This is a genomic window from Microbacterium sp. Be9 (assembly GCF_011754135.1).
GTDB classification, from domain to species: Bacteria; Actinomycetota; Actinomycetes; order Actinomycetales; family Microbacteriaceae; genus Microbacterium; species Microbacterium maritypicum_A.
Window position 1 is genome coordinate 546,327 of the sequence record NZ_WNWT01000004.1, and the last position, 24,913, is coordinate 571,239.

Consider the following 24,913-nt stretch of genomic DNA (forward strand, 5'->3'; position numbering starts at 1 on the left):
GGGCCCTGGCGCGGTGCATGCACTTTCGGTTAGTGTTCACTAACCCGTTGATTCAGGTTAGCGAGGATTAACTGAGATGACAAGCCCGGTCACCGCCCGAGACCGCGCCAAGGCTGAACGGTCGGATGCGATCCTGCACGCTGCCGCGCGTCTCTTCGCCGCGCGTGGATACAGCGGCGTGAGCCTGGAGGACATCGGGGCTGCCGTCGGCGTATCCGGACCGGCCGTCTACCGTCACTTCGCCGGCAAGCAGGCACTGCTCGGGGCCGTGCTCGTCAAGGTGAGTCAGGATCTGATCCGCGGTGGACGGCAGGTCTCCGAGGAAACTCCGACCCCCGACGAGCGGATGCGTGCGCTGATCGGCTTCCATGTCGAGTTCGCGCTGGGCAATGCCGAGGTCATCCAGGTGCAGGATCGTGATGTCGCGTTCCTCTCCGAGACGGACCGGGCCGAGGTCCGCCGCCTCCAGCGCGCGTACATCGAGTTGTGGATGGCAGCCTTGTCGCCGTTGCATGGGACGCCGGGCGGCGGCGCGGATCAGGATGAGCTGCGGTTGCGCGTGCAGGCATGCTTCGGGCTCATCAACTCGACTCCGCACAGCACCCGTGCCGCCGCCAGGCGGCATTCCGCCACCGCGACCGTACTGATCGCGATGGCGGACGCGGCTCTGCGCGCGACTACCTGAGCAGCATCGCCCGTCCGGGCTCTTCGAGGATGTCGGCGACATCCTTGAGGAAGCTCGCCCCCTCGGCTCCGTCGACCAGACGGTGATCGAACGAGAGGCTGAGGGTCATCATCTGCCGCAGGGCGATCTCGCCGTGGTGCTCCCACGGCTGACGCCGCACTGCTCCGACGGCCAGGATCCCGGATTGCCCCGGGGGCAGGATGGGTGTGCCGGCATCGACGCCGAAGACTCCGATGTTCGAGATCGAGAACGTGCCGCCTGCGAGTTCCGCCGGCGAGGTCTTCCCCGCACGGGCCACCTCGGCCAGCGACTTCACGGCATCCGCGAGACCGACGAGGGTCAACTGCTCCGCATCACGGATCATCGGGACGATGAGGCCCCGATCCGTCGCGGCGGCGATCCCCAGGTCGACGTAGTTGTGCTGGACGATCTCCCCGGCGGCCTCGTCCCAACGCGAGTTGAGCCCGGGCGTGCGGCTCAGAGCGAGACAGACGGCCTTCGCGACCACCGCGAGCGGGCCGATCCGGTGTGCGCTGAGGGCGCGATCGTCGCGAAGACTCGACAACAGGTCCATCGTCGCGGTCACGTCGACCGTGTGGAAGACCGTGACATGGGGGGCCGTGAACGCGCTCTGCACCATCGCCGCCGCCGTGTGCTTGCGCACGCCGCGGATGGGGATGCGGGTCTCTCGCTCCGCGTCTGTGAGCACTGACGCGTTCGACGGGGTGGGCGTCGACGACAGGTCGTCGGCACGCGGCGTGCGGTGGGCGATCCGCTCTGCGTATTCGTCGACGTCGCGGCGGGTGATGACTCGATCCCCCACGTCGGCGGCGACCAGCACGAGATCGATGCCGAGACGCTTGGCGTGAGCGCGCACGGGCGGGGTGGAGCGCGGCCGTTCGATGACCGCATCCACGGCTGCCGAGGGGGTGGCGTCATGCGGTGCGGCCTCGAGAACGGCTGTGTCGACCGGTGCCGGGGTGGCTCCGATGCGCCGTGCCCGTCGCGCAGGGCGGTCGGCGGTCGTGGGGGCGGCACCGTAGCCGACGAGGTTCGGCTGCGCCTTCTCCTCGGAATCCGACGCGGGCGCGGGCCCATCCTCGTCCTCCCCCACCACATCGAAGGCGATCAGCGGAGCACCGACGGCGACCGTCTGGCCGGCCTCGGCGTGCAGGGCCGATACCGTGCCCTCATAGGGCGAGGGCAGCTCGACGACCGCTTTCGCCGTCTCCACCTCCGCGAGAGTCTGGTTGAGCGAGACCGCGTCGCCGGGGGCGACGAGCCAGGTCACCACCTCGGCTTCGGTCAGTCCCTCTCCGAGGTCCGGAAGACGGAACTCCGCGATCATGCCCCTGCTCCCGTCAGACTGTTCGGTCGGTCCAGCACCCGGTCGACGGCATCGAGCAGCCGATCGAGATCGGGAAGGTGATACTTCTCGAGCTTTGCGGGCGGGTAGGGGACGTCGTGTCCGGTGACGCGCAACGGCGCCGACTCGAGGTACTCGAAGCAGCGCTCCGTGATGCTCGCGATCACCTCGGCTGCGACGCCGGCCTCGCGAGAGGCCTCGTGGGCGACGACCACGCGTCCCGTCTTGCGCACCGAGGCGGCGACCGAGTCGTAGTCCACCGGTGAGAGCGAGCGGAGGTCGATGACCTCGAGAGAGACGCCCTCGTCCGCTGCAGCGTCGGCCGCCTGAAGCGCCGTGGAGACCATCGCCCCGTAGGTGATCAGGGTCGCGTCGTTCCCGGTTCGCACGACGCGCGCGAGTCCCATGGGCGCTGCGTCCGCGAGCGGCGCCTCCAGGTCGACATCGCCCTTGTGGTGGTACAGGCGTTTCGGTTCGAAGAAGATCACCGGATCGTCGGAGGCGATCGCCTGTCGCAGGCTGCGGTACGCGTCCTCCGGGTTCGAGACCGCGATCACGCGCAGACCGGCCGTGTGCACGAAGTAGGCCTCCGGGGACTCCGAGTGATGCTCGGCGGCGCCGATGCCTCCTGCCCACGGGATGCGGATGGTGATCGGCATCTTCACCCGGCCCTGGGTGCGGTAGTGCAGCTTCGCGACCTGAGCGACGATCTGGTCGAACGCGGGGTACACGAAGCCGTCGAACTGGATCTCGACCACCGGCCGATAACCGCGGAACGCCAGGCCCACGGCTGTTCCGACGATGCCCGACTCCGCGAGCGGAGTGTCGATCACCCGCGCTGCGCCGAACTCGTCGAGCAGCCCGTCGGTGATGCGGAAGACGCCACCGAGTTTCCCGATGTCCTCTCCGAGCAGCACCACCTTGTCGTCGTCGCGCATCGCCTGACGCAGTCCCGCGCCGAGCGCCTTTCCGAGGGTCAGTTCGGTCATGCGCCGGCCTCGCCCTCGAAGGAGGCGAGGTACGCGGCGTACTCACCACGCTGACGCTCGAGCCCGGTGTGCGGTTCGGCGTAGACGCCGTCGAAGACCGCGAGGGGCGGGCGCGTGACCATGCCGAGGCATGCGGCGCGCATCTCCTTCGCCACCGCGTCTGCTGCCGCCTGGGTCTCGGCGAGGTGCTCGTCGGTCAGATCTCCCGTGGCGCGCAGATGGGCTTCCAGCCGTGCGATCGGATCGCGTCGGCGCCAGGATTCGAGTTCGTCCTGGTCACGGTAGCGCGTCGGGTCATCGGCCGTGGTGTGCGGCCCCATTCGATACGTGACCGCCTCGATATAGGCGGGCCCCTTGCCGGCACGTGCATGATCGAGGGCCCAGCGCATGGCAGCCATGCAGGCGAGCACATCGTTGCCGTCGACGCGGACGCTGGGGATACCGAACCCCGGAGCCCGCCCGGCGATCGGATACTGCGACTGCACGGAGACGGGCTCCGAGATCGCCCAGTGGTTGTTCTGGCAGACGAAGACCACGGGGGCCTGGTACGAGGCGGCGAAGATCATCGCCTCGTTGACATCGCCCTGACTGGTGGCACCGTCGCCGAAGTACGTGACCGCGACTTCCTTGGCGCCATCGTGCTGGATGCCCAAGGCATAGCCGACGGCGTGCAGTGTCTGGGCACCGATGATGATCTGCAAGGGCGCGACTCCGAGTGCGGCCGGATCGTGAGCGGCGCCCTCCTCGCCGCGCCACATGCGCACATAGTCGCCCGGCTGGGCGCCGCGCGCGTAGATGACCCCGGTTTCCCGGTAGCTCGGGAACACGTAGTCCTCCGGCGCGATGGCGCGTGCCGTGCCGATCTGGGTCGCCTCCTGCCCCTGGCAGGGTGCCCAGAGGCCGAGCTGTCCCTGGCGCTGCAGGGCGACGCCTTCGGCGTCGATCCGCCGGAGGATGACCATGTCCCGCAGCAGTGAACGCAGTTGCGCACTGTCGATGTCGGCGACGAAAGGATCCAGCCGAGGGTTCGCGATGCGACTGCCGTCCGGATTCAGGATGCGCTCCGAGAGCTCCAGATCCTGGGCGGTGTCTGCGATGGGGGTGATCTGCGGTGACATCGTCGTCCTCCTCGTCCTCGGCGGCCCTCGTGAGGCTCCGCGCACTGATGCCAGCGTCATCACCGGCATGGTCTGAGAGTACGTCTGCTCAACACCTCGCTCAAGCATTCTGAAAGGGCTTGAGCATGTTGCTCAATTTGGCACGGAAGGCTCCTGCTAAGGTTTGGCACTATGCCAGGACTGGACCGCATCGATCTCGAGCTTCTCGCCGCACTCGCTGACGACCCGAGGACCACGATCGTCGCGCTCGCGGAGAGCCTGGGCCTGTCCCGCAACACGATCCAGGCGCGGATGGCACGTCTCGAGCAGAGCGGGATCTTCCTGTCCTACGAGAGGTCGTTCTCGCCGGACGTGCTCGGATTCCCGTTGCAGGCGTTCGTGAGCATCGGCGTCCGCCAGACGGAGCTTCCTCGCATCATCAACGAACTCGCCCGGATTCCCGAAGTCGTGCAGGCGCATGGGCTCAGCGGATCGATCGATCTGCTCGCACGCGTGGCCTGTCGCGACGCGCGTCACCTCTTCGACACCGACGCGCGCATCCTGTCGATCGAGGGAGTGGAACGCACCGAGACCTCACTCGCCATGGGCGAGGTGATCCCGTTCCGTGTGGCCGGCCTCATCGGCCTCGCACGACGGGAATCCTGAGGAAGCGCCGGATCGCCCCTGCGGCCTCCGCCGGCGTCTCGTAGTGGATCAGATGCCCGACGTGGGCGATCTCGACCAACCCGGCGTCCGGGAAGAGCGTCGCCAGCTTCCGCTCCGCTTCGATCGGCGTGATGTCGTCGCGTTCAGCTGCCACCAAGAGCGTCGGAACGTCGATGTCGGGCGCGAACTCGCGGACGTCGTGCGAGACGCTCGCGACGAAGGCATCGCGGAGCACATCACGATCGGAGAACCGGGAGAAGTAGGTGTCATGCTGGTCGTGGATGAACCGCCGGAGCTCGGGGTCCTTCGTCTTGGCCATCGTGATGCTCATGACCCGCACGATGATCCGATTGCGCAGCAGCGCGGTTCCGAGATTCTCCGGGAGCCGGGCGCCGAGGGCGTAGTAGAACACGGCCAGGCGCGTCATGAGCCCCTTGGGTCCCTCGAGCGCGGGGGCACCGATGGGGTTCACGAGGATCAGGCGCGGAGTCTGCAATCCGCGGGCCACCGCCGCGGCCGTCACGATCGACCCGAAGGAGTGGCCGAGGATGACCGCGCCGGGTGCGACCTCGGTGGCGAAGTCGGTGAGCCATCCGGCGTACTCGTCGAGATCGTGACGGCGTCCCGGCAGCGGGGCCGACTCGCCGAAGCCCGGAAGGTCGGGCGCGATCACCCGCACCTCGGGGAGGTATGCGAGCACCGGTTCGAGGCCATGGTGCTCGCCCCGGAAGCCGTGCACCGCGACGACGGTCGTCCCGGCGTCTTCGGGTCCATACGCCCAGTACGCCGTGGTCGCCCCGCGCACCTCGACCTCGTGGCGTTGCACGGGCAGACGACGAAGACGGTCCGCATACGGGGAAGGCACGGTCATCCTCAGAGTCTACGAGTCGCCGTGCGCCTTCTCCTGAATGTCCGCGGCCGACCATAGCGTGAAGCCATGCCAGTCGGTCCCCCGCTTCCTGCCTGGCTCACCCGTGTCGGGGTGTTCGATCTGGAAACGACCGGAGTCGACGTCGAGTCGGACCGCGTGGTGACCGCCTACGTCGGCATCCTCGACGCCGATGGCAGACAGGTCGCGGCCCGTTCGTGGCTTGCGGACCCCGGTGTGCCGATCCCCGACGGCGCAACCGCGGTGCACGGGATCACGGCAGCGCACGCGCGAGCCCACGGGCGGCCCGTCCCTGAGGTGGTCGCCGAAGTGACTGCTGCCCTGCGGTCCCTGTTCCGGCAGGGTGTGCCGGTCGTCGCATACAACGCGTCGTTCGACTTCTCGCTGCTCGCCTGCGAAGCCGCTCGGCACGGGGTCGACCCGCTCACCGACCCCGCACCGGTGATCGATCCGCTCGTCATCGACAAGGCGTATGACCGCTACCGGCGCGGTCGACGCACGCTCGAGGTGGTCGCGGCGCACTACGCCGTCCCGTTGGAGGGCGCCCACGAAGCGTCTGCGGATGCGATCGCCGCCGGGCGCGTGGCGCAGGCGCTCGCCCGTCAGTTCCGTCTCCCCGAGAATCCGGTACAGCTCCACACGCACCAGATCGGCTGGGCCCGCTCGCAGGCAGCCAACCTCACCGAGTACTTCGTGAGCATCGGACGTCTGGAACCCGATGACATGCTCGATGGACGCTGGCCGGTGCGGCACGCCGGCCCCATCGTGGAGTGACGTGCGTCGCTGCTCCTCGGCTCGGAATCAGGTGTCGTGGGATACGCTCCAGATGGTGCGCCCTCGAGTGGGATCAGGGCGCGAAGCACGAGGAGCAGCCCATGCAGTTCACGTCCGTCGATCTCGAACGGGTCGAGTCCACGTGGCAGCAGTTCGTTCCCTCGGCCTCTCTGCAGAATGCTGATCCGCGGAGCTTTCGATTCGACTGGCGATCCGAGGAACTCGAGACCGCGTCGTTCGTCGACTATCGCCTTTCCGCTCAGGTGCATTCGCGGGCCGAGCCGCAGGATCAGTTGCTCGTGTGCCGTGTGGACGCCCCGGACGCGCGCGTCTGGTCGGGGCGCGCTTCCTTGGACGCCGAGGCCGTCTGGATGTCGGACGGCACTGAGGTCGAGGCCAGATGGGACCGGTCGGCTCGCGTTCGCGCCATCGTTTTCGACCATCAGGCCGCGCAGAGCAGAGCGCGGCAGATCACGGGCGACGATCGGCGAGAGCTTCGCACGACCGGACTCGCGCCGCACTCCGTCATGGATTCCCAACGGTGGGAGCGGATGTTCGCCTACCTCGACCAGTCCCTGCGGGACGGGATCGCAGACGATCTGCTCGTCGCCGAGCTCGAACGCCATGCCCTGATGATCACGCTTTCGGCGTTCCCGACCACATTCTCCGAATCGCTGCGGCGCCCGGCGCAGCGCGCCGGTGCACCGGCGGCCGTTCGCCGAGCGCTCGCCTACATCGATGCGAACGCGCATCTGGCGATCACCATCGACGACGTCGCGGCCGCGTCCTACATCTCCACTCGCGGTCTGCAATACGCGTTCCGGCGCGCGCTCGATATCACGCCTGCGGATGCTCTGCGTCGGGCGCGCCTCGACGGCGCCCATCGTGATCTCCGCAACGGTCGGGGTCGCTCGGTCGGCGAGGTCGCTCGACGCTGGGGCTTCAGCAACTCCTCGCGGTTCGCTTCGGCCTACCGCGAGGCGTACGGGATGGCGCCCGCACTGCCATCGACCTGACAGGGAACGAATATTCTCTTCGCGTCGCTCGGCGGGTCGGGGGCGAGCGCGGGGCGTCGGAGCGATCTGCGGTTAGAGTTCGAGTGTCCCGGACCTCGGTCCTGCGAGCACGCCCCCGAGGAGAACCATGGTCCACGCGCGCCACCCCCACGAATCGTCCCCACGCTGATGGGAAGCCTCTACTACGGCGACGCGAAGACTCCCATCCACATCGATGACCGCGCGCTCGCGCATCTCAAAGTGGTCATCGCCACCAAGCTCCGTCGTAACGAGAGCTTCACCCTCTCGTGGCGGCACCCGGACGGCGATGCGCCCGGACGTTCCACCCTGTGGCTGCATCCCTCGATCCCGCTCCGCTTCGTCTTCCAGGACGCACAGACGCCGGAGCTGAGCAGAAGGTGGATCGAAGAGCTGGCTCATTCCGCGAGTTCGAGCGGTGGCATCACGCTCGTCGAGGAACATCTCGAGAGCGTCACCGCCGACTGACGGCGCCCGACACCCTCCGAGCTGGACGCCGTCAGCGGCTGGGCTCACACCGCTTCGTCGCCGCTGGTGCTCACGGAGCGACGCGTCGTCGGCTCTCCGGTGGCGGGATCGACGAAGGTGCGCGACACCGTCTCGGTGCGACGCCGACGTGCGAGCAGCACGATGCCGATGAGGAAGACGACGACGCCGGCCCCCATCAGGATGTAGCCGACCATGTCGAGGTCGACCCAGGGAACGTCGACGTTGATTGCGAAGACGAGGATCGCCCCGATCACGAAGAGCGCGATTCCGCTGCCGATGCTCATGGTGCCTCCCGTTCTGCGGCGCGGTGCCGCACATCGAAAGCATGGCGTGGTGCGGCACCGCCGAGGAGGGGCTTGACATCCGCGCGCCCGTTCCCCTCCTCCCCTGTGTGCGGAGACCTCAGGCGGCGTCGGTCGCGGGCTGCTGCAGCCAGAGATCGGGGCCGAAGACCTCGTAGGCGATCCGCTCAGCGGGCACTCCTCGGCGCAGAAGGGTCGCTCTCGCGTTCCGCATGAACTCGAGGGGTCCGCACATGAACACGACCGCGTCTTCCGGCAGCTCCACATCGGTGAGGTCCATCCTGCCCGGAAGAGCGGGATGCAGGGTCGGGGCCCCGTCTGCGTCCTTCGCGTACCAGTTCTGTGCCCTGGCGTCGTCCATCGCGAGCACCTGACGACGAAGTGAGGGATACAGCGCGTGCGTGTCGTGGGCGCGGTCCGCATGGAAGAGCCGCACAGTGCGGCCGGGAGAACGTCGCGACAGGTCCTCGACGATCGCAGCGATCGGAGTGATGCCGATACCCGCCGACACCAGGATCAGCGGGTGCTCGTCGTCGTCGAGCACGACATCGCCTGCCGGCTGCGATACGTCGAGCACTGTTCCGGGATGCGCGTGCTCATGCAGCCAGGTCGACACCAGGCCGTCGGGCAGGCCGCCCTCACCGCGTACCCGCTTCACCGTCACCCGCAGCGAATCGCCTCGCGGCCCGGAGGAGATCGTGTATTGGCGCGGCTGTCGGGAGCCATCCGGCAGGTCGACGGCGATGGCGACGTACTGGCCGGTACGGTGCGAGGCCACTGCCCCCTCCACGGGAGCGAGGAGCAGGGAGATGACGTCGTCGGACTCCACCACGCGCTCCACGACGCGGTGTGTGCGCCACGGCTGCTCGGGATCGGTTCCGCCCTGCGCATAGAGCTTCGCCTCCTCCGCGATGAGCGAGCAGCCGAAGAGCCAGTAGACCTCGTCCCAGGCGGCTCTGACCTCGGGGGTGACGGCATCGCCCAGGACCGTCTGGACAGCGTCGAGGAGGTGGTGCCCGACGATCGTGTACTGGCGTGCCTGTATGCCCAGGGAGACGTGCTTGTGAGCGATCCGGCGCATGACGGGCGTGAAATCGGGGGCCTCGGGGTCGATGAGGTGGACGGCGAACGCAACCACCGATGCGGCCAGCGCCTTGGGCTGCTCGCCTATCGCCTGGTTTGCAGGATTGAACACACGGAGCAGTTCCGGATGTGCGGCGAACATCTCGCGGTAGAACAGCGTCGTGATCTCGTCCGCATGCTGCGCGACGACTCCCGCGGTCGCACGCACGACCGCCTCGGACTCCGTTGAGAGTTTCATGACTTCCCTTCTCTTCATCGTCATGGTTCTCCCACCCTTTCCCGCGGCGAGGGTACGCGCCGGGTCTTTCACCGGGTTATTTCCGGTGGAAAGGAGTCCAGGACTGTTCGCGCCCGCCTATCCTCGCCACATGCCCCGTCGCGCCCATGACTTCCGAGGACTCACTCAGCCGCGTCGACTCCAGCTGCTGCACGCCATACAACAGGCGCCCGGCCGGCGCGCCGGCGCGCTCGCCGAGGAGAGCGGCATCCCGCTGAACACCGTCCGGGATCATCTGCGGGTGTTGGAGGACGAGGGGCTGATCCGCAGTGAGACACGAAGGTCCGGCGGTCGAGGGCGTCCGTCCGTCGTCTTCCATCCTGTGCGCGACGTGACATCGAACACCGTCACGCGCTCGCGCGTCGACGGGGCGAGCGAGCGGGGGCGGATGCTCCGAGCCGTGACGGACGATGCCCCGACTGCGCTCGAGGAGGACGCCCTGCGTCAGGTCGACGTCCTCTACGAACACCTCGACGACGCCGGTCTGGACCCCGTCGTCGATGAAGCGGCGCTGCGCTTCGACTTGGCTCCGTGCCGCTATCAAGGGCTGTTGGCGGAAGATCAGGCGCTCGTCTGCGACGTTCACGCCCAGCTCGTCCGCGACGTGCTCCAGCTCAGCGACGGGCCGCTCGAGATGCAGCGGTTGGATCCGTTCGTCTCGCCGCGGCAATGCCGGCTGTTGCTCGGGCGGAGGGAACCCGGGAGCGGTCGTGGCTGAGGAGTAGGGCGGGCGGGACTTGAACCCGCGATCGTTGGGTTATGAGCCCACTGCCTTAACCAGCTTGGCCACCGCCCCGTACTCCTCCCAGCCTAGCGGCCGGGGCCGTCAGGCCGAGGTAGCCGATGAGTGCGTCTGCGAGTGCCCCAGATAGATGTCGGCGTTGGCGATGAGTCCCGCACGCTCCTCGTCACTGAGTGCCCGACGCACCTTCGCGGGAACACCGGCGACGAGGGAACCGGCGGGGATCTCCGTCCCGCCGAGTACGACGGCGCCTCCGGCGACGAGGCAGCCTTCACCGATCACCGCACCGCTGAGGATCACCGATCCCATGCCGACCAGCGTGCCGTCGCCGATCGTGCAGCCATGGACGACCGCATTGTGTCCGACCGATACCTTGGCACCGATCACGACCGGGTGTCCGGCATCCACATGCACCGAGACGTTGTCCTGCACGTTCGAGCCGGGACCGATGACGATCCCGGCCGAGTCGCCACGAAGCACGGCGTTGTACCAGACGCTGGAACCGGCGGCGAGGGAGACTTCACCGATGATGCGCGCCCCGTCTGCGACGAAAGCCGTCGCGTCGATCGACGGTGTGCTGTTCGGCAGGGCGAGGACAGAGGCTCCGGACGCGATGCTCATGAGGCGAGACTACCCTCACTTCCCCGGAATCACGCGGAAGTGAGCCGAGCCTCAGCTTGCTTGCGGAATGTATGAGGCTGAGTAGCGTTGTCTTCATCAGATACGAGAACCCGTTCCAGAGGAGCACAAGATGAGCAAGGCACAGACCGTTTCCACCACCGCCATCGACCCGACCGTGGCTGCAGGGGCGGCCCAGTTCCTCTCCCCTGTCGTGCTCGGCCTCCAGGCGCTGACGATCAACGGCAAGCAGGCACACTGGCATGTCCGCGGCGCCAACTTCATCGGCGTCCACGAGTTGCTCGACACGATCGTCGCCCACGCCGGTGACTTCGCAGACACCGCCGCAGAGCGGATCGTCGCGCTCGGTCTGCCGATCGACGCTCGCGTCAACGCAGTCGCCGACAAGGCGGGAACCACCTCCGTCGCCGCCGGCTTCGCCCAGTCGGACGAACTGATCCGCGCCGTCATCTCTGACATCGACGCGATCCTCGTCGACGTCAAGGCCGCCGTCGACGGCCTCGACGAGGTCGACCTCACCAGCCAGGACGTCGCGATCGAGATCCAGCGCGGCCTCGAGAAGGACCGCTGGTTCCTGGTCTCGCACATCGCCGCCTGATCTGATCGGCAAGGGGCGATCCTCGGTTCTCCGAGGATCGCCCCTTCTTCGTGCGCGCTTCGTGCGTGCGGAAGATCAGCCGATGTGGGTGACGTATCCGGCCAGAATCGTGGAGCGAACGGGCATGGATCGCAGGTCCGCCCCTGTCGCCGTGCGAGGATCTGCAGCGCAGAGGGCGATGTCGGCGGGCTCGCCCGGACGCACCGACGAACGCACGCTCGCCTCGAGCGCCTGGTCGATTGTGATCCGTTCTTCCGGATGCCAGGGTTCCCGCGCGTCGTCGGTGCGCGATACCGCAGCCGCGATGGCGTGCCAGGGGTCGAGCTCGGCGACGGGTGCATCGGATCCGAAACGCAGGTGCACGCCGGCATCGCGCAGCGATGCCAGCGGATAGCCGATCGCGGTCTGCTCCGCCCAGTGGCGATCCACCAGATCACGGTCATCCACGGCGTGCTGCGGCTGGACGCTGGCGACCACCCCGAGGCGCGCGAACCGCGCGAGATCGCTGTGTCGGACGAGTTGCACATGTTCGATCGACCCGACGGCGCCCGTGGTGGTGAAGGCGTCGAGCGCCGAGGTGATCGCCCGGTCGCCGATCGCATGCACGGCCACGCCCAGACCAGCGCCTGTCGCCCGGGTCAGGAGCGCGACGAGTTCATCGGAAGGCACGGTGAGCATCCCGAAGTTGTCGGGGTCACCGGGATAGGAGTGCGAGCAGGCGGCGGTTCGCGTGCCCAGCGAACCGTCGGTGATGATCTTCAGCGGCCCGACGTGGACCAGGCCTCTACCCGGTGTCGGAACGTCGTGCTCCTCGCGGAGTTCTCCCGTGCGCAACCCGGCGCCGATCGCACGGTCGAGGTCGAAGGGGTAGACCGCGAACTCGACACGGTGCCAGACGAAGCCGGCCTGGACCCGTCGCGGCCAGGCTTCCGCACTCCACGCCATGTCGAAGTCGACCAGGCCGGTGATGCCGCGCGCGGCGGCCTGCTCTCCAGCGCGCATCATGGCGCGGTCGCCATGGGCGGCGTCGACCGCGTTGAGGCGCCGCGAGATCTCGAAGGCGTCGGTCTCGCGGAGCACACCATCGTCGCTCCGGAACCCCTCACGAGCGAGCGCCGCGGTGTTGAGCCAGACGCTGTGGACGTCGGCATTGATGAGGTAGGTCGGGATGTCCCCGGTCGCCGCGTCCAGGAGGTCGAGTGAGGGCCGATCCGACCACAGGGCGTCGCGGAAACCGGTGCCGACACGACGTCCATCCGGCAACGGGGCCACGCCGCTCATCGCCGCGGCGGCAGCGGCGGCGGATTCCACGTGACCGAGCGGCGCTCGTTCCGATGCCAGAGCCCATTGCACCGTGTGCACGTGGTTGTCCCAGAGCCCCGGAACGGCCCAGGCGCCATCACCGCGGATGACCTCGCCCCGCGCCGGCAATGCACCGGTCGGCGCGATGTCGACGATGCGCCCGTCGGCGATGAAGATGTCCACGGGCTCGTCATCCATCAGGAATTCGCGCCCGGGGCCCGCGATCCGCACGGCCGTGATGGTGTCGATCGCCGCTCCGCGTTCTGTCACTGCTGTGGTCCTCCTCGGCGCGCGTCCTGTGCGCGCCGCATCTCCGCGGCGAGAGCCGGGTTGGAATACGGTCCGTCGGTCGACAGCGCGGCGATCACCGTCTCGATCGTCTCCGGCGGCTTGTTCTGACTGAGTTTCCTCTTGGCGACGACGCGGGTCGGCGTCAACCGGAAGCCGACAGTCCCCGAAGCGAGCCGCTCGATGTATCCCGGGTCGTTCGGACGCTCCCACATACGCCTCGGTTCCGGCATCCGCGATTCGAATCGCTCCACCAGCCGGTCGAGGACGACGAGGTTCTCTTCGTCCGTGAGGATCTCAGGCACGCCGGCCAGATGCACGGCGGTGTAGTTCCACGTCGGCACGGCGGCGACATCGCCGTACCAGCCCGGAGACACGTAACCGTGTGGACCCTGGAACACCGCGAGCATCTCTCGCCGGCCCATGCCGTGGATGAGATCGTCCGGACGGCCGACGTGCCCGACGACGGTCAGGTCGTCGCGCGATTCGTCGAGGAGAACGGCGTAGTGGGAGGCGACGAGTCCGTCATCGCCCGCGCTCATGATCGTCGCCCACGGATTCGCCTCGATCACTCGGCGGATCTCGGTCACGTCGGCCAGCGTGAAGCTGGGATTCTGTCGCATTCGATCAGCCTAGAACGGATGGCGGTGGCAGGTGCGTGGTCAGGCCTGACAACGGGGGCACCAGTAGAGCTTGCGCGCGCCGATCTCCTCGAGGGCGATCTCCGTCCCGCAGATGCGGCACGGAAGCCCCGCGCGGTGATACACCCAGTGGCGGTCGTCGCGGTTTGCCATCGCCGCTCGATAGTCCGCACCTGTGAGGCCGTCCATCGTCATCATCTGCCCGGTCTCCACACCGACGGCGAGCAGCCGCACCCAATCGTTCCAGAGCGCACGCACGACGTCTTCGGGCACATCCCGACCAGGTGTGTGCGGATTCAGCCGCTGCCGGAACAGCATCTCGGCCCGGTACACGTTCCCGATGCCGCTCACGACCGACTGGTCCATGAGCAGGAGTGCGATGACCGTCGGCTTCTTCCGGACCGCCCGGACGAACCGTTCTTCGTTCTCGACCGGATCGCCGACGAGCGGATCGGGCCCCAGCTTGGCGACGGTGGCGAGCATCTCTTCGGGCGTCTGCAGCACACAGGCGGTCGGTCCTCGGAGGTCGGCTGCGGTGATGTCGGTCATCAGGCGAAGGCGCACCTGCCCGACGACAGGAGGAGGCCACTCCATCCCCTCGTCGGCGAGGCCCTTCGTCTGCTCCGACATGCGCACATGCACCCGAGTGCGTCGAGGGGCTCCGATCGACGCCAGCGAGTTCTCCCCCGCATCATCGAGGATCGGCTCGTCGAGGACGGTACCCCGCTGGTTGGTCTGGCCCATCCGCCCGTTCGCCGAGGCGATGGTCGGGTCGACGAGGATCTCGCCCGCGAAATCCCACGCCCCGTACAGACCGAGGTGCACGCGGAGCCACAGATCGCCTTCCGTCTCGAGGAACATCTGCTTGCCGACGGCCTGCACGCTCACCGCCGCGCGCCCGTCGAGGACAGCGGCACCTTCGGCGAACCGGCCCTGCGGGCTGGAGGCGCTCAGCGTCTTGCCGACGAAGTTGCGGTCGAACTGACGAGCGATCCGGTGGACGGAATGACCCTCGGGCATCTCAGGCCCGCGGGTCCGGGAGCAGGGAGCCGTCGCGTTCGAAGTCCGCGATCTGGCCGATGCGCCGCACGTGGCGCTCGTCTCCGGAGAACGGCGTCTCGATGAAACGGTCGATGAACGAGGTGACCTCGTCGTAGGTGTGCTGTCGTGCGCCGATGGAGATCACGTTGGCGTCGTTGTGCTCGCGGGCCAGTTCTGCCGTCGAGAGGTTCCACACGAGTGCGGCACGGACGCCTTCCACCTTGTTCGCAGCGATCTGCTCGCCGTTTCCGGAACCTCCGAAGACCACACCCAGAGCTTCGACGCCCGCCCGCTGATCGGCGATGACCGCCTGAGCCGCGCGGATGCAGAACGCGGGGTAGTCGTCGACCGCGTCGTACTCGATCGGACCGTGATCGACGACCTCGTGTCCGGCTGCGCGCAGATGTCCCTGCAGCTGGGTGGAGAAGTCGAGGCCCGCGTGGTCGGTGGCGATGTGGATGCGCATGACTCCCATCCTAGAAGTGCGCGTGCATCACCGAGAGGTCACGGGGCGACACCAGCCGCGGCCGGCTTGAAGCCCGCGCGGATGTTCTCGCAGCACCCGGGACGGCACACGTCGAAACCGCCAGGAAGAGAGGTGACATGCGCGCGCTCCTCGTTGGGACGGCCCTGGAGACGTTCCTCGATCAGGTCGACGATGCCCGTCACGAACGCGGGCGACACGCCCGGGGTGGGAGTGCGCGTGAAGGAGAGACCTGCTTCCTCCGCCGCCTCCGCCGCCTCGGTGTCGAGATCCCACAGGACCTCCATGTGATCGCTCATGAAGCCCACTGGTACGACGGCGACGGCCTTGCGACCGCGCTCGGGCAGCTCGCCGATCACGTCGCACACATCGGGCTCGAGCCACGGCTGCGAGGCGGGGCCGGAACGGGACTGGTAGACGAGTTCCCAGGACACATCGGCGGATGCCGGAACGGTCTGCCGCACGCGGTCCATCACCCAGGCGGCGACGGCGAGATGCTGTGCGGCGTACGCACCGCCTTCGCCCCAGTCGATGTCCCGTGCACCGGAGCGCTCGGCATCGGCCGTCGGGATGCTGTGCGTCGAGAAGAGGATCTGGATGTCGGCTGCGGCGACACCCTCGGCGAGGAAGCCTTCGACAGCCTCCCGCACGCCGGTCTCGAACGCTTCGACGAACCCCGGGTGATCGTAGAAGGGACGGATCTTGTCGATCGTCACGGTCTCGCCCAGGCCCGTCTCCTCGAGGATGCGGGCGAAGTCCTCGCGATACTGACGGCAACTGGAGAACGAGCTGTATGCACTGGTGGCGAAAGCCAGGAGGGTGTTGTGACCGTTGCCCGACGCCTCGGTGACGACCTCTTCCAGGTACGGGGCCCAGTTGCGGTTCCCCCAGTAGACAGGGAGCGTGATGCCTCGCTCGACCAGGGCGTTCTCGAGCGCCTGCTTGAGCACACGGTTCTGCCCGTTGATCGGGCTCACTCCGCCGAAGTGACGATAGTGGTGTGCAACCTCTTCGAGTCGTTCGTCGGGGATGCCGCGCCCGCGCGTCACATTCCGGAGGAACGGGATCACGTCTTCCTGACCCTCCGGCCCGCCGAATCCGGCGAGAAGGATCGCGTCGTAGGCGACCGGCGTGGTCACGAAGGGCGCACCGCCGGAGGCAGCAGGCGAAGCAAAGGGAACGACATTCGGCTCGATCGCAGTCACCCCTCCATCCTCCCACCTCGGCGGAGTGCGGGAGTGCGCGCATTCACCGTTTCTATCCGTTTCCGTTCCTGCGCCGCTGCGAGAGGGCATCCGTCGCACTGGCGTAGGCTGTCAGGGTTGCCGTCGGCGCCAACTGCGCCCAGCCCCGGTGACATCCCCTCACCCCTGGGAGTACAGCTGTGCCTGGAGAGAACCTCACCCGCATCGAAGCGCAGGAGCGCCGCGACGTCGTCGACACTCAGTCCTATGAAGTCGCCCTCGATCTGACCAAGGGCGCCGAAGTGTTCGGCTCCCGCAGCGTGGTGCGCTTCACCGCGACACCGGAGGGCTTCACCTTCATCGACCTCATCGCCCGCGAGGTGCGCGAGATCTCGCTCAACGGCGAGCAGTTGGACCCGAATGAGGTCTTCGCCGACTCGCGCATCGCGCTCACGGGGCTGCAGGCCGAGAATGTCCTCGTCGTGGACGCCGACTGCGAATACACCAACACCGGAGAAGGACTGCACCGCTTCGTCGACCCCGTCGACGGCGAGGTCTACCTCTACTCCCAGTTCGAGGTGCCCGACTCGCGCCGCGTGTTCGCGGTCTTCGAGCAGCCCGACCTCAAGGCGACGTTCCAGTTCACCGTGACGGCACCGGCCGCGTGGAAGGTCGTCTCCAACTCCCCCACGCCCGAGCCCATCGTGCACGACGACGACGTCACCGCCACCTGGGGCTTCGAGCCGACCCCGCGCATCTCGTCGTACATCACCGCCCTCGTCGCCGGACCGTATGAATCGACGTTCTCGGAGCTGACGAGCGCCTCCGGCCGTGTCATCCCGCTGGGCGTGTACGGCCGCAAGAGCCTGTGGCAGCACCTCGACGCCGACTACATCTTCGACAAGACGCGCGAGGGCTTCGCCTACTTCGAGTCGAAGTTCGGCGTGCCGTACCCGTTCGCCAAGTACGACCAGCTCTTCGTGCCGGAGTTCAACGCCGGCGCCATGGAGAACGCGGGAGCGGTCACCTTCACCGAGACCTACGTCTTCCGCAGCAAGGTGACGGATGCCGTCAAGGAGCGCCGCGTCGTCACGATCCTGCACGAGCTCGCCCACATGTGGTTCGGTGACCTCGTCACCATGAAGTGGTGGAACGACCTCTGGCTGAACGAGTCGTTCGCCGAGTGGGCGTCGACCATCGCCACCGCCGAGGCCACCGAGTGGACCGAGGCGTGGACCACGTTCAACGCCATGGAGAAGACCTGGGCCTACCGCCAGGACCAGCTCCCGTCCACTCACCCGATCGTCGCCGAGATCAACGACCTCGAAGACGTGCAGGTGAACTTCGACGGCATCACATACGCCAAGGGCGGTTCCGTCCTGAAGCAGCTCGCCGCCTGGGTCGGCATCGAGGCGTTCTTCGCGGGCGTGTCGCAGTACTTCCAGAAGCACTCCTGGGGCAACACCGAGCTGAGCGACCTGCTCTCGGAGCTGGAAGCCACCAGCGGCCGCGACCTCGGTTCCTGGTCGAAGAAGTGGCTGGAGACCGCCGGCGTGAACACGCTCGAGCCGGTCATCGCAGAGGACCACGATGGAAAGATCTCGCGCTTCGCGATCACGCAGACCGCGCCGGCGGACTACCCGACGATTCGTCCGCACCGGCTCGGAATCGGCTTCTACACGCTGACCGACGGTTCGCTCACGCGCACGCACTACCTCGAGGTCGACGTCGACGGCGACCGCACCGAGGTGCCCGAGCTGCAGGGTCTCGCCCGGCCCGACCTCGTGCTGCTCAACGACAACGATCTCGCCTACGCGAAGATCCGCCTCGACGAGAAGTCGCTCGCCACCGCGATCGCGCACCTCGCCGACATCCACGACCCGCTCGCCCGCTCGCTCGTCTGGGGTGCCGCGTGGGATCAGACCCGCGACGCCGAGACCGGCGCCTCGGAGTACCTCGACCTCGTGCTGGGGAACATCGGTCGCGAGACCGAGTCGACGACGGTGCGCACCACGCTCGCCCAGCTGCGCACTGCGGCGACGCTGTACGTCACGCCGGCCGACCGCGAGGCGGCGCGGCTGAAGATCGCCGACGGCCTGTGGAGTCTCGCGGAGTCCGCCGAGCCGGGCAGCGACAGCCAGCTGCAGTTCGTCACCGCCTTCGCCAACGCGCTGGTCACCCCGGAGCATGCCGGCATCATCGGGCGTCTGCGCTCCGGCGAGGACACCCTGCCCGGGCTCGAGATCGATGCCGACCTGAACTGGCAGCTCCTCGTGGGCCTCGCCACGATCGGCGCGACGGATGCCGCGACCATCGATGCCGCTCTCGCCGCGGACAACACCGCCAAGGGCGGGGAGTTCGCGGCACAGGCCCGCGCCTCTCTCCCGGACTCGGCGTCGAAGAAGGCCGCATGGGCGTCGCTCATCGAGCGCGATGACGCCCCGAACACGATCGTCCGCTCGGCGGCACTCGGCTTCACGCACCCGTCCGGAGCAGCGGCGCTGAGCGAGTTCGTCCCCGCGTACTTCGACATGCTGCTCCCCGTCTGGGAGTCGCGCACCTATCAGATCGCGCAGTACCTGATCGTCGGGCTCTTCCCGACGGCTCTGGCCGACATCGCCCTCCGCGACGCGACCCGCGGCTGGCTGGCCGCCCACCAGGACGCTGCACCGGCACTGCGCCGACTCGTGCTCGAGAATCTGGCCGATGTCGAACGGGCGCTCGCTGCGCAGGCGCGCGACGCCGAGGACTGATACCGGAGTACATCCGAAACGGAGACCATCTGTCTCGCCCTGGGAGTGTCCACACCACGACACGCCCCGGCTGAGGCAGGTGGTCTCTGTTTTCGCGTGCGGCATCCACCACCCAGCCCGCACAGAGGCCCGATCGCTAGGATCGGTGGTGATGATGATCCCCTCCACGACAGACACTCCCCCCGACCCCGTGCCGCTTCCCGACTGGGTGACGGCGCTGCTCGGCTGGCTCGGAGCGGCCGGCATGAAGGTGCTCGCCGTCGCGATCATCATCGTGTCGTGCGTGGTGATCGGCCTCGTGCTTCGCGTCGTCATCCGGCGCGTGGTGCACCGCATCGTCGACAGCGCCAAGAACAAGGCGTCCGTCGACGACACACAGGCGCTCGAGCGCTCGCCACTTGCCGACATGCGACTGGTGCAGCGCACCCGCACCCTCGGTACGATCCTGCAGAACATCGTCAATGTGATGCTGGTCGTGATCGCGATCGTGCTCATCGTGAACGCCATCGACAACAGCCTGCTCGGTTCGCTCACCCTCCTCACCGCCGCCGTCGGTGCCGGCCTCGGTTTCGGCGCCCAGAACATCGTCAAGGATGTGCTCAACGGGATCTTCATCGTCGCGGAGGACCAGATCGGTATCGGCGATGTGGTCGACCTCGGTCTCGCGAGCGGTGTGGTCGAGTACGTCAGCGTGCGCATCACGCAGGTGCGCGACGTCAACGGAACCCTCTGGTACGTGCGCAACGGCGAGGTCACCCGCATCGGCAACATGTCACAGGGATGGGCACGCTCCATCATCGACATCGGGGTGCCGGCGGACTCGGACCTCGAACAGGTCGAGCACATCATGCTCGAGACCGCGCAGGGCTTGTCGAAGGACCCGAAGTGGCGCACCCGCATCATCGAGAAGCCGGAGCTGTGGGGGCTCGAATCCATCGACGGCGACGCGCTCGTCGTCCGCATCGTCATCAAGGCCCGTGCGAATGCGAAGGACGACGTGGCCCAGGAGCTGCGTCGTCGCCTGCGCGCCGCACTGCTCGAGAAGGAGATCGGCGTGCCCCGCATGGTCGACGTCGTGCCGACGGGGCTCGACGGCGCCCGTCGGGTACGAGGAGCGAACCCACCCAGGACCCGTCCGAACGCGGTCACGGGCGTGCCGATCATCCCCGATCGTGGGATCTGGCGCCGCAAGAAGCCGAATGATGACGGGAGCCCTCAGAAGTGACGTTCTACGACGAGATCGGCGGGCATGAGACCTTTCGGAAGATCGTCTCGGTGTTCTACCGCGAGGTCGCGCTCGACCCGGTGATGAAGCCGATGTACCCCGAGGAGGATCTCGGACCGGCGGAGGATCGGCTCCGGATGTTCCTCGAGCAGTACTGGGGAGGGCCGACGACCTATGGCGAGACGCGAGGGCACCCTCGGCTGCGCATGCGACACATGCCCTTCCACATCGATGCCGATGCCCGCGATCGTTGGCTTCGTCATATGAGAACGGCCGTCGACGAAGCGCAGTTGTCTCCTCTGCACGAAACGACGCTGTGGGACTACCTGGAGCGCGCCGCCTATGCCATGGTGAACACACTCGAGCCTTCCGGCATCGGCCCCGGCCCCGGCGGCCGTCCCACGCTCGAGACCCGCTCACGTCAGGAATCAACGGAGAACTCATGACGACAACACCCCTGTCCACAGACGTCCTGGTGATCGGATGGGGGTTGGCCGGTCTGGTGGCCGCCGCAGAGGCGCTCGACGCCGGTCGGCGCGTGATCATCGTCGACCAGGAGCCACGCACAAACCTCGGTGGACAGGCGTGGTGGTCCTTCGGCGGTCTCTTCTTCATCGACTCCCCCGAGCAGCGGCGTCTCGGCATCAAGGACTCCCTGGAACTCGCCACTCAGGACTGGTTCGGAAACGCCGGCTTCGACCGGCCGGAGGACGAGTGGCCTCGCCGTTGGGCCGAGGCCTACCTGCAGTTCGCTGCCGGCGAGAAGCGCGCCTGGTTGCGAGAGCGCGGCGTCGGTTTCTTCCCGGTGGTGGGCTGGGCTGAGCGAGGAGGCTACGGCGCCATCGGTCCCGGCAACTCCGTCCCGCGGTTCCACATCACCTGGGGTACCGGTCCGGGGATCGTGGCCCCTTTCGCGGCGGCTGTCGAACAGGGCGAGCGGGAGGGACGGCTCACGGTCCTCCCCCGACACCGCGTGACGGAACTGCTCGCGGTGGACGGGACCGTCACCGGAGCGCGAGGCGACGTCCTCGCGACGAGCGGATCCAGCCGCGGTGTGCCGTCCTCCCGCGACGTCATCGGCGAGTTCGAGATCACGGCGACGGCGACCATCGTCTCGTCGGGCGGCATCGGAGGAAACCACGACCTCGTCCGCGCAGCCTGGCCGGCGCGCCTCGGTACCGCGCCGGAGCACATGCTCACCGGGGTACCGGCATACGTCGACGGATCGATGCACGGTGTGAGCGAAGCTGCCGGCGCCCGGCTGATCAACGGCGACCGGATGTGGCACTACGTCGAAGGCATCACGAACTGGGACCCGGTGTGGCCGTCACACGGCATCCGTATCCTCCCCGGCCCCTCCTCGCTCTGGCTCGACGCGACGGGTAAACGACTCCCTGTCCCCCTGTTTCCCGGATTCGACACCCTCGGAACGCTGGAGCACCTGCGCACGACCGGTCACGACCATTCCTGGTTCGTCACGTCACGCCAGATCGTCGAGAAGGAATTCGCACTTTCCGGCAGCGAGCAGAATCCCGATCTCACCGGCAAGGACGTCGGTCTCCTGGTGAGATCGCGCCTGGCCAAGGGACCGACCGGGCCTGTGCAGTCGTTTCTCGACGAGGGCGAGGACTTCATCGTGGAGAACGACCTGGAAACGCTGCTCGAACAGATGCAGCGGCATCCGGGCGGGGAGCTCCTCGACATCGACAACGTCCGGCGCGAGGTGCTCGCCCGCGACCGCGAGATGCAGAACGATTTCACGAAGGACGCGCAGATCGGGATGCTCCGATCGATGCGCAGCTACCGGGGCGACAAGCTGATCCGTACCGCTGCACCGCATCGTCTCCAGGATCCTGCGGCCGGACCGCTCGTCGCCGTGAAGCTTCACGTGCTCACGCGGAAGTCTCTGGGCGGAATCAACACCGACCTCGAGGGCCGCGCTCTGAACGCAGCCGGAGAGCCGATCCCGGGGCTCTATGCGGCAGGCGAGGCGAGCGGCTTCGGTGGCGGGGGCGTGCACGGCTACCGGGCCCTCGAAGGCACGTTCCTCGGCGGTTGCCTGTTCTCGGGACGGACGGCGGGGCGGGCAGCGGCACTCGCGGGCTGAGGCACGTTCCGAGAGCGCCGGTTCCAGCTTTCCGGATGATGCCGTTCCGGGGATCCCTCCTGCCTGTTCGGGCTATCCCGAAGAAGTGTGTTCGTCACTCGAATCGCTCGGCGTTCGTTCCTACTGTGGCCTCGTGCGCCTCCTCCCCGTTCTCGGTCTCCTGTCCGTTCTGATCCCGGGCACCGCGGTTCCCGCCGCCGCGACTTCCGCCCCACTCTCCTCCGACGCCACCGTGCAGGCCTACGTGGATGCGTTCGCCACACCGGGCATAGCTGCGGCGGTGGTCTCCGACGGAGGCGTCGAGCTGATCGTGCGCGGTCGGGATGGGGACGGACGCACGATCACCCCGCACACGCTGTTTCGGATCGCTTCGATGAGCAAGTCGATGACGGCCACGGCGGTCATGCTGCTCGTTCAGGACAGGAAGATCGCGCTCGACGACCGGGTGATCGACACACTTCCGGAGTTCACCATGGCCGACGAGCGCTATGAGGAGGTCACGATACGGCAGCTGCTGTCGCACACCTCCGGACTCTCGCTGCGAACCAACCCCGAGTTTGCGCTCCCCGCACCACGGACGACCGAGGCGGTCGTGGCCGAGCTCCGCGATCGGCGGCTGGTGGCCGAGCCCGGCGCCCGATTCGAGTATCACAACACCAATTACTCGATCGCGGCGCGCGTCGTCGAAGTCGTCTCCGGCGAGTCGCTGGACGACTTCCTCCGGCAGCGCCTCTTCGTCCCGCTCGGCATGCTCGACACACAGAGCGTCGATGCCTGCGATCAGGCGGTCGAACGACTTGCCCCCGGCTTCTCCGTCGTGCTCGGACTCGCCTACGTCATGCCGGAGATGCCCGGACGCTGCGGGGGGAACGGAGGTGTGGTGTCGACGCTCGCCGACATGGTGCGGTGGCTTCGGTTCCAGCAGGGCGAGGTCGGAGCGGGCGTCCTGGATCGCATACTGCTCGAAGAGCTCCATGTCTCTCAGCCGGGCGCGGAGTCCTACGCCCTCGGCTGGCAACGCGCCGCTCCGGGCGGAGGCGACGCCCCCGGCTTCGTCTCCCACGGCGGCACATTGGCCACGTTCACCGGTTCGATGGCATTCGCTCCCGAGACGGGCCGAGCGGCAGTGGTGCTGACGAACGGCGTCGGCTCCCCCGGCGAGCTGGTGCAGAACCTGATCGTCGGTGCCGACGGGGTGGCGGCGAAGCCGTATGAGAATCCGCTGAACATCGTCAACGGGATCCTGTCGGCTCTCGCCGTGCTCGCTCTGATCCTTCTCCTGGTGACAGCACTACGTGCTCCGCGGTGGGCGGCGCGGCGACGCGCAGCGCGAAGACCACGCAGCTGGCTTCGTCTGATCCCGCTGACGCTCGTCATCGTGGTGGGCCTGTTCGTCCCGCTCGCACCGGCATTGCTCGGAGGATCGGTCGAATGGCAGTACTGGGTATTCGACCTCTGGCTGTTCCCGCTCCTCGACGTTCTCGGGATCGTGCTCGTGCTGGGGGGAATCAGTGCTCTGGTGAGCAGGATCGTCGCACTCCGCGTCGTGCCGGTCGCGTTACGGGGGCGCCTGCGCGCTTCGCGTCAGTCGAGCACGCCGGTCTGACGCACGCTCGTGAGGCCAGAGGCGACCGGTCCCCGAGAGAGCACATGCCCGCGCCGGAAGGCGAGTCGCGTCCATCGCCCGGATCGAGTCACCGATACCTGCTCCTCGCCGGAGATGAAACCCATCGCGTCCGCGGCGAAGGCGACCCCTCTCGGCAGACCCTCGAGCTCCTCGTCCGGCTCACCCCAGATCGCGGCACGCAGCGCCCGCACGGCTTCTTCTCCGGCGCCCGGCGTCGCGCCTCGGGCGACGGCGGAAATGCCCCACTGTGCTCGTCGGGCCAGCGTCGAGGCGTCGAGGACGGCTGACCGTTCCCATGCACCGCGAGGCGGAGCGATGCCGGCCCAGGCCGGAGAGAGGCCCGTATCCGGGAGGGTCAGGCGATCGAGTCCGTCGGTCTGCGTGAGTTGATCGACGACGACATCGCACTCGAGTTCGGGGTCGGCATGGACGATGCGCATCGCGAGGATCGTCGGCGTCTGATCGAACAGACCGTGTGGTGCCAGGGCCGCCGTCGTGAGCGCGAGGACTCCCCCCGTCGCCTGCAGTCGTACGCCCTCGTCGCTGATTCTGGCGGCTCGCCCCACGAATGTCAGAACGTCTTTCGCCGTGTCGGCGTCGGCGAGGAGAAGGTGATGCGGCACGCGTTCTA

Annotated in this window: 25 protein-coding genes and 1 tRNA gene; 12 read left to right on the forward strand and 14 right to left on the reverse strand. The window is 67.7% G+C overall.

Features of this window, described 5'->3' with window-relative positions:
- The first annotated feature begins 76 nt into the window (after nucleotides 1–76).
- Complete coding sequence (locus GLO27_RS06835) at nucleotides 77–685, forward strand: TetR/AcrR family transcriptional regulator (protein ID WP_021200540.1); 609 nt, start codon at nucleotides 77–79, stop codon at nucleotides 683–685.
- Here the strand turns inward: GLO27_RS06835 and GLO27_RS06840 are convergent.
- The 3 genes from GLO27_RS06840 to pdhA are packed head-to-tail and all read right to left on the reverse strand — an operon-like array spanning nucleotide 678 to nucleotide 4,158.
- Nucleotides 678–2,033 (reverse strand): dihydrolipoamide acetyltransferase family protein, encoded by a 1,356-nt coding sequence (locus GLO27_RS06840; RefSeq protein ID WP_167254154.1) that lies wholly within the window; start codon nucleotides 2,031–2,033, stop codon nucleotides 678–680. The genes GLO27_RS06835 and GLO27_RS06840 overlap by 8 nt on opposite strands.
- Nucleotides 2,030–3,040: an alpha-ketoacid dehydrogenase subunit beta gene (locus GLO27_RS06845; protein WP_021200538.1), complete on the reverse strand. Its 1,011-nt coding sequence runs from the start codon at nucleotides 3,038–3,040 to the stop codon at nucleotides 2,030–2,032. Before GLO27_RS06845 ends, GLO27_RS06840 begins: the two co-directional genes overlap by 4 nt.
- Nucleotides 3,037–4,158: a pyruvate dehydrogenase (acetyl-transferring) E1 component subunit alpha gene (pdhA, locus tag GLO27_RS06850; RefSeq protein WP_167254156.1), complete on the reverse strand. Its 1,122-nt coding sequence runs from the start codon at nucleotides 4,156–4,158 to the stop codon at nucleotides 3,037–3,039. The genes GLO27_RS06845 and pdhA overlap by 4 nt, the downstream gene beginning before the upstream one ends.
- Nucleotides 4,159–4,329: 171 nt before the next feature.
- On the opposite strand from pdhA, the gene GLO27_RS06855 reads away from it, so the two are divergent.
- Nucleotides 4,330–4,803, forward strand: a complete 474-nt coding sequence (locus GLO27_RS06855; RefSeq protein WP_021200536.1) for an Lrp/AsnC family transcriptional regulator — start codon at nucleotides 4,330–4,332, stop codon at nucleotides 4,801–4,803.
- Here GLO27_RS06855 and GLO27_RS06860 read toward each other — a convergent pair.
- Nucleotides 4,775–5,674 carry an alpha/beta hydrolase gene (locus GLO27_RS06860; protein WP_021200535.1) on the reverse strand — a complete coding sequence of 300 codons (900 nt, stop codon included), beginning with the start codon at nucleotides 5,672–5,674 and terminating at the stop codon, nucleotides 4,775–4,777. The genes GLO27_RS06855 and GLO27_RS06860 overlap by 29 nt on opposite strands.
- 66 nt (nucleotides 5,675–5,740) lie before the next feature.
- On the opposite strand from GLO27_RS06860, the gene GLO27_RS06865 reads away from it, so the two are divergent.
- The 3 genes from GLO27_RS06865 to GLO27_RS06875 all read left to right on the forward strand — a co-directional run bounded on the left by GLO27_RS06865 (nucleotide 5,741) and on the right by GLO27_RS06875 (nucleotide 7,968).
- The gene (locus GLO27_RS06865) at nucleotides 5,741–6,466 is read left to right on the forward strand and encodes an exonuclease domain-containing protein (protein WP_167254158.1); all 726 of its coding nucleotides are present in this window, start codon (nucleotides 5,741–5,743) and stop codon (nucleotides 6,464–6,466) included.
- A gap of 101 nt (nucleotides 6,467–6,567) precedes the next feature.
- Entirely contained in the window at nucleotides 6,568–7,482 is a 915-nt protein-coding gene (locus tag GLO27_RS06870) for a helix-turn-helix domain-containing protein (protein ID WP_021200533.1), read from the forward strand.
- Between the two features lie 168 nt (nucleotides 7,483–7,650).
- Complete coding sequence (locus tag GLO27_RS06875; protein ID WP_021200532.1) at nucleotides 7,651–7,968, forward strand: hypothetical protein; 318 nt, start codon at nucleotides 7,651–7,653, stop codon at nucleotides 7,966–7,968.
- 44 nt (nucleotides 7,969–8,012) lie between these two features.
- Here the strand turns inward: GLO27_RS06875 and GLO27_RS06880 are convergent, their stop codons facing one another.
- Both GLO27_RS06880 and GLO27_RS06885 read right to left on the reverse strand, forming a co-directional pair.
- Complete coding sequence (locus GLO27_RS06880) at nucleotides 8,013–8,273, reverse strand: DUF6458 family protein (protein WP_021200531.1); 261 nt, start codon at nucleotides 8,271–8,273, stop codon at nucleotides 8,013–8,015.
- A 118-nt stretch (nucleotides 8,274–8,391) separates the two neighbouring features.
- Entirely contained in the window at nucleotides 8,392–9,636 is a 1,245-nt protein-coding gene (locus GLO27_RS06885) for a globin domain-containing protein (RefSeq protein WP_318387260.1), read from the reverse strand.
- A gap of 106 nt (nucleotides 9,637–9,742) precedes the next feature.
- Between GLO27_RS06885 and GLO27_RS06890 the strand changes: the two genes are divergently transcribed.
- Nucleotides 9,743–10,369 (forward strand): helix-turn-helix domain-containing protein, encoded by a 627-nt coding sequence (locus tag GLO27_RS06890; protein WP_021200529.1) that lies wholly within the window; start codon nucleotides 9,743–9,745, stop codon nucleotides 10,367–10,369.
- Nucleotides 10,370–10,373: 4 nt separating this feature from the next.
- Here GLO27_RS06890 and GLO27_RS06895 read toward each other — a convergent pair.
- Nucleotides 10,374–10,447, reverse strand: a tRNA-Ile gene (locus GLO27_RS06895).
- A gap of 30 nt (nucleotides 10,448–10,477) precedes the next feature.
- Nucleotides 10,478–11,014 (reverse strand): gamma carbonic anhydrase family protein, encoded by a 537-nt coding sequence (locus GLO27_RS06900; RefSeq protein WP_021200528.1) that lies wholly within the window; start codon nucleotides 11,012–11,014, stop codon nucleotides 10,478–10,480.
- Between the two features lie 130 nt (nucleotides 11,015–11,144).
- Here GLO27_RS06900 and GLO27_RS06905 point away from each other — a divergent pair, with 130 nt between their 5' ends.
- Nucleotides 11,145–11,630: a DNA starvation/stationary phase protection protein gene (locus GLO27_RS06905; RefSeq protein WP_021200527.1), complete on the forward strand. Its 486-nt coding sequence runs from the start codon at nucleotides 11,145–11,147 to the stop codon at nucleotides 11,628–11,630.
- A gap of 75 nt (nucleotides 11,631–11,705) precedes the next feature.
- On the opposite strand, the gene GLO27_RS06910 is transcribed toward GLO27_RS06905, so the two are convergent.
- From GLO27_RS06910 to GLO27_RS06930, 5 genes are read right to left on the reverse strand one after another with little or no spacing between them, the layout of a single operon-like run.
- Nucleotides 11,706–13,202: an amidohydrolase family protein gene (locus GLO27_RS06910; RefSeq protein ID WP_021200526.1), complete on the reverse strand. Its 1,497-nt coding sequence runs from the start codon at nucleotides 13,200–13,202 to the stop codon at nucleotides 11,706–11,708.
- On the reverse strand, nucleotides 13,199–13,843 hold the full coding sequence (locus GLO27_RS06915) for an FMN-binding negative transcriptional regulator (RefSeq protein WP_021200525.1): 645 nt from the start codon (nucleotides 13,841–13,843) through the stop codon (nucleotides 13,199–13,201). Before GLO27_RS06915 ends, GLO27_RS06910 begins: the two co-directional genes overlap by 4 nt.
- 39 nt (nucleotides 13,844–13,882) lie before the next feature.
- On the reverse strand, nucleotides 13,883–14,881 hold the full coding sequence (locus tag GLO27_RS06920) for a DNA-formamidopyrimidine glycosylase family protein (RefSeq protein WP_021200524.1): 999 nt from the start codon (nucleotides 14,879–14,881) through the stop codon (nucleotides 13,883–13,885).
- Between the two features lies 1 nt (nucleotide 14,882).
- Nucleotides 14,883–15,368, reverse strand: a complete 486-nt coding sequence (locus tag GLO27_RS06925) for a ribose-5-phosphate isomerase (RefSeq protein WP_021200523.1) — start codon at nucleotides 15,366–15,368, stop codon at nucleotides 14,883–14,885.
- A 38-nt stretch (nucleotides 15,369–15,406) separates the two neighbouring features.
- Nucleotides 15,407–16,591 carry a ferrochelatase gene (locus tag GLO27_RS06930; RefSeq protein WP_021200522.1) on the reverse strand — a complete coding sequence of 395 codons (1,185 nt, stop codon included), beginning with the start codon at nucleotides 16,589–16,591 and terminating at the stop codon, nucleotides 15,407–15,409.
- A gap of 179 nt (nucleotides 16,592–16,770) precedes the next feature.
- Between GLO27_RS06930 and pepN the strand changes: the two genes are divergently transcribed.
- The 5 genes from pepN to GLO27_RS06955 all read left to right on the forward strand — a co-directional run bounded on the left by pepN (nucleotide 16,771) and on the right by GLO27_RS06955 (nucleotide 24,261).
- Nucleotides 16,771–19,323, forward strand: coding sequence for an aminopeptidase N (gene pepN / locus GLO27_RS06935; RefSeq protein ID WP_021200521.1), 2,553 nt, complete (start codon nucleotides 16,771–16,773; stop codon nucleotides 19,321–19,323).
- Between the two features lie 151 nt (nucleotides 19,324–19,474).
- Complete coding sequence (locus tag GLO27_RS06940; RefSeq protein ID WP_167254162.1) at nucleotides 19,475–20,548, forward strand: mechanosensitive ion channel domain-containing protein; 1,074 nt, start codon at nucleotides 19,475–19,477, stop codon at nucleotides 20,546–20,548.
- Entirely contained in the window at nucleotides 20,545–20,994 is a 450-nt protein-coding gene (locus tag GLO27_RS06945) for a globin (protein WP_167254164.1), read from the forward strand. Before GLO27_RS06940 ends, GLO27_RS06945 begins: the two co-directional genes overlap by 4 nt.
- Nucleotides 20,991–22,655, forward strand: a complete 1,665-nt coding sequence (locus GLO27_RS06950) for an FAD-binding dehydrogenase (RefSeq protein WP_167254165.1) — start codon at nucleotides 20,991–20,993, stop codon at nucleotides 22,653–22,655. The genes GLO27_RS06945 and GLO27_RS06950 overlap by 4 nt, the downstream gene beginning before the upstream one ends.
- Before the next feature lie 133 nt (nucleotides 22,656–22,788).
- Nucleotides 22,789–24,261 (forward strand): serine hydrolase domain-containing protein, encoded by a 1,473-nt coding sequence (locus GLO27_RS06955; RefSeq protein ID WP_208323565.1) that lies wholly within the window; start codon nucleotides 22,789–22,791, stop codon nucleotides 24,259–24,261.
- Here the strand turns inward: GLO27_RS06955 and GLO27_RS06960 are convergent.
- Entirely contained in the window at nucleotides 24,240–24,905 is a 666-nt protein-coding gene (locus tag GLO27_RS06960) for a hypothetical protein (protein WP_021200516.1), read from the reverse strand. The genes GLO27_RS06955 and GLO27_RS06960 overlap by 22 nt on opposite strands.
- Nucleotides 24,906–24,913 lie beyond the last annotated feature (8 nt).

Excerpts from the sequence above, each read along its gene's own strand:
- GLO27_RS06835 (WP_021200540.1), top strand. The coding sequence starts at position 77 with ATGACAAGCCCGGTCACCGCCCGAGACCGCGCCAAGGCTGAACGGTCG.
- pdhA (WP_167254156.1), bottom strand. The coding sequence starts at position 4,158 with ATGTCACCGCAGATCACCCCCATCGCAGACACCGCCCAGGATCTGGAG.
- GLO27_RS06900 (WP_021200528.1), bottom strand. The coding sequence starts at position 11,014 with ATGAGCATCGCGTCCGGAGCCTCTGTCCTCGCCCTGCCGAACAGCACA.
- GLO27_RS06880 (WP_021200531.1), bottom strand. The coding sequence starts at position 8,273 with ATGAGCATCGGCAGCGGAATCGCGCTCTTCGTGATCGGGGCGATCCTC.
- GLO27_RS06890 (WP_021200529.1), top strand. The coding sequence starts at position 9,743 with ATGCCCCGTCGCGCCCATGACTTCCGAGGACTCACTCAGCCGCGTCGA.
- GLO27_RS06915 (WP_021200525.1), bottom strand. The coding sequence starts at position 13,843 with ATGCGACAGAATCCCAGCTTCACGCTGGCCGACGTGACCGAGATCCGC.
- GLO27_RS06875 (WP_021200532.1), top strand. The coding sequence starts at position 7,651 with ATGGGAAGCCTCTACTACGGCGACGCGAAGACTCCCATCCACATCGAT.
- GLO27_RS06855 (WP_021200536.1), top strand. The coding sequence starts at position 4,330 with ATGCCAGGACTGGACCGCATCGATCTCGAGCTTCTCGCCGCACTCGCT.
- GLO27_RS06845 (WP_021200538.1), bottom strand. The coding sequence starts at position 3,040 with ATGACCGAACTGACCCTCGGAAAGGCGCTCGGCGCGGGACTGCGTCAG.
- GLO27_RS06925 (WP_021200523.1), bottom strand. The coding sequence starts at position 15,368 with ATGCGCATCCACATCGCCACCGACCACGCGGGCCTCGACTTCTCCACC.
- GLO27_RS06870 (WP_021200533.1), top strand. The coding sequence starts at position 6,568 with ATGCAGTTCACGTCCGTCGATCTCGAACGGGTCGAGTCCACGTGGCAG.
- GLO27_RS06840 (WP_167254154.1), bottom strand. The coding sequence starts at position 2,033 with ATGATCGCGGAGTTCCGTCTTCCGGACCTCGGAGAGGGACTGACCGAA.
- GLO27_RS06860 (WP_021200535.1), bottom strand. The coding sequence starts at position 5,674 with ATGACCGTGCCTTCCCCGTATGCGGACCGTCTTCGTCGTCTGCCCGTG.
- GLO27_RS06950 (WP_167254165.1), top strand. The coding sequence starts at position 20,991 with ATGACGACAACACCCCTGTCCACAGACGTCCTGGTGATCGGATGGGGG.
- GLO27_RS06865 (WP_167254158.1), top strand. The coding sequence starts at position 5,741 with ATGCCAGTCGGTCCCCCGCTTCCTGCCTGGCTCACCCGTGTCGGGGTG.
- GLO27_RS06905 (WP_021200527.1), top strand. The coding sequence starts at position 11,145 with ATGAGCAAGGCACAGACCGTTTCCACCACCGCCATCGACCCGACCGTG.
- GLO27_RS06885 (WP_318387260.1), bottom strand. The coding sequence starts at position 9,636 with ATGACGATGAAGAGAAGGGAAGTCATGAAACTCTCAACGGAGTCCGAG.
- GLO27_RS06940 (WP_167254162.1), top strand. The coding sequence starts at position 19,475 with ATGATGATCCCCTCCACGACAGACACTCCCCCCGACCCCGTGCCGCTT.
- GLO27_RS06920 (WP_021200524.1), bottom strand. The coding sequence starts at position 14,881 with ATGCCCGAGGGTCATTCCGTCCACCGGATCGCTCGTCAGTTCGACCGC.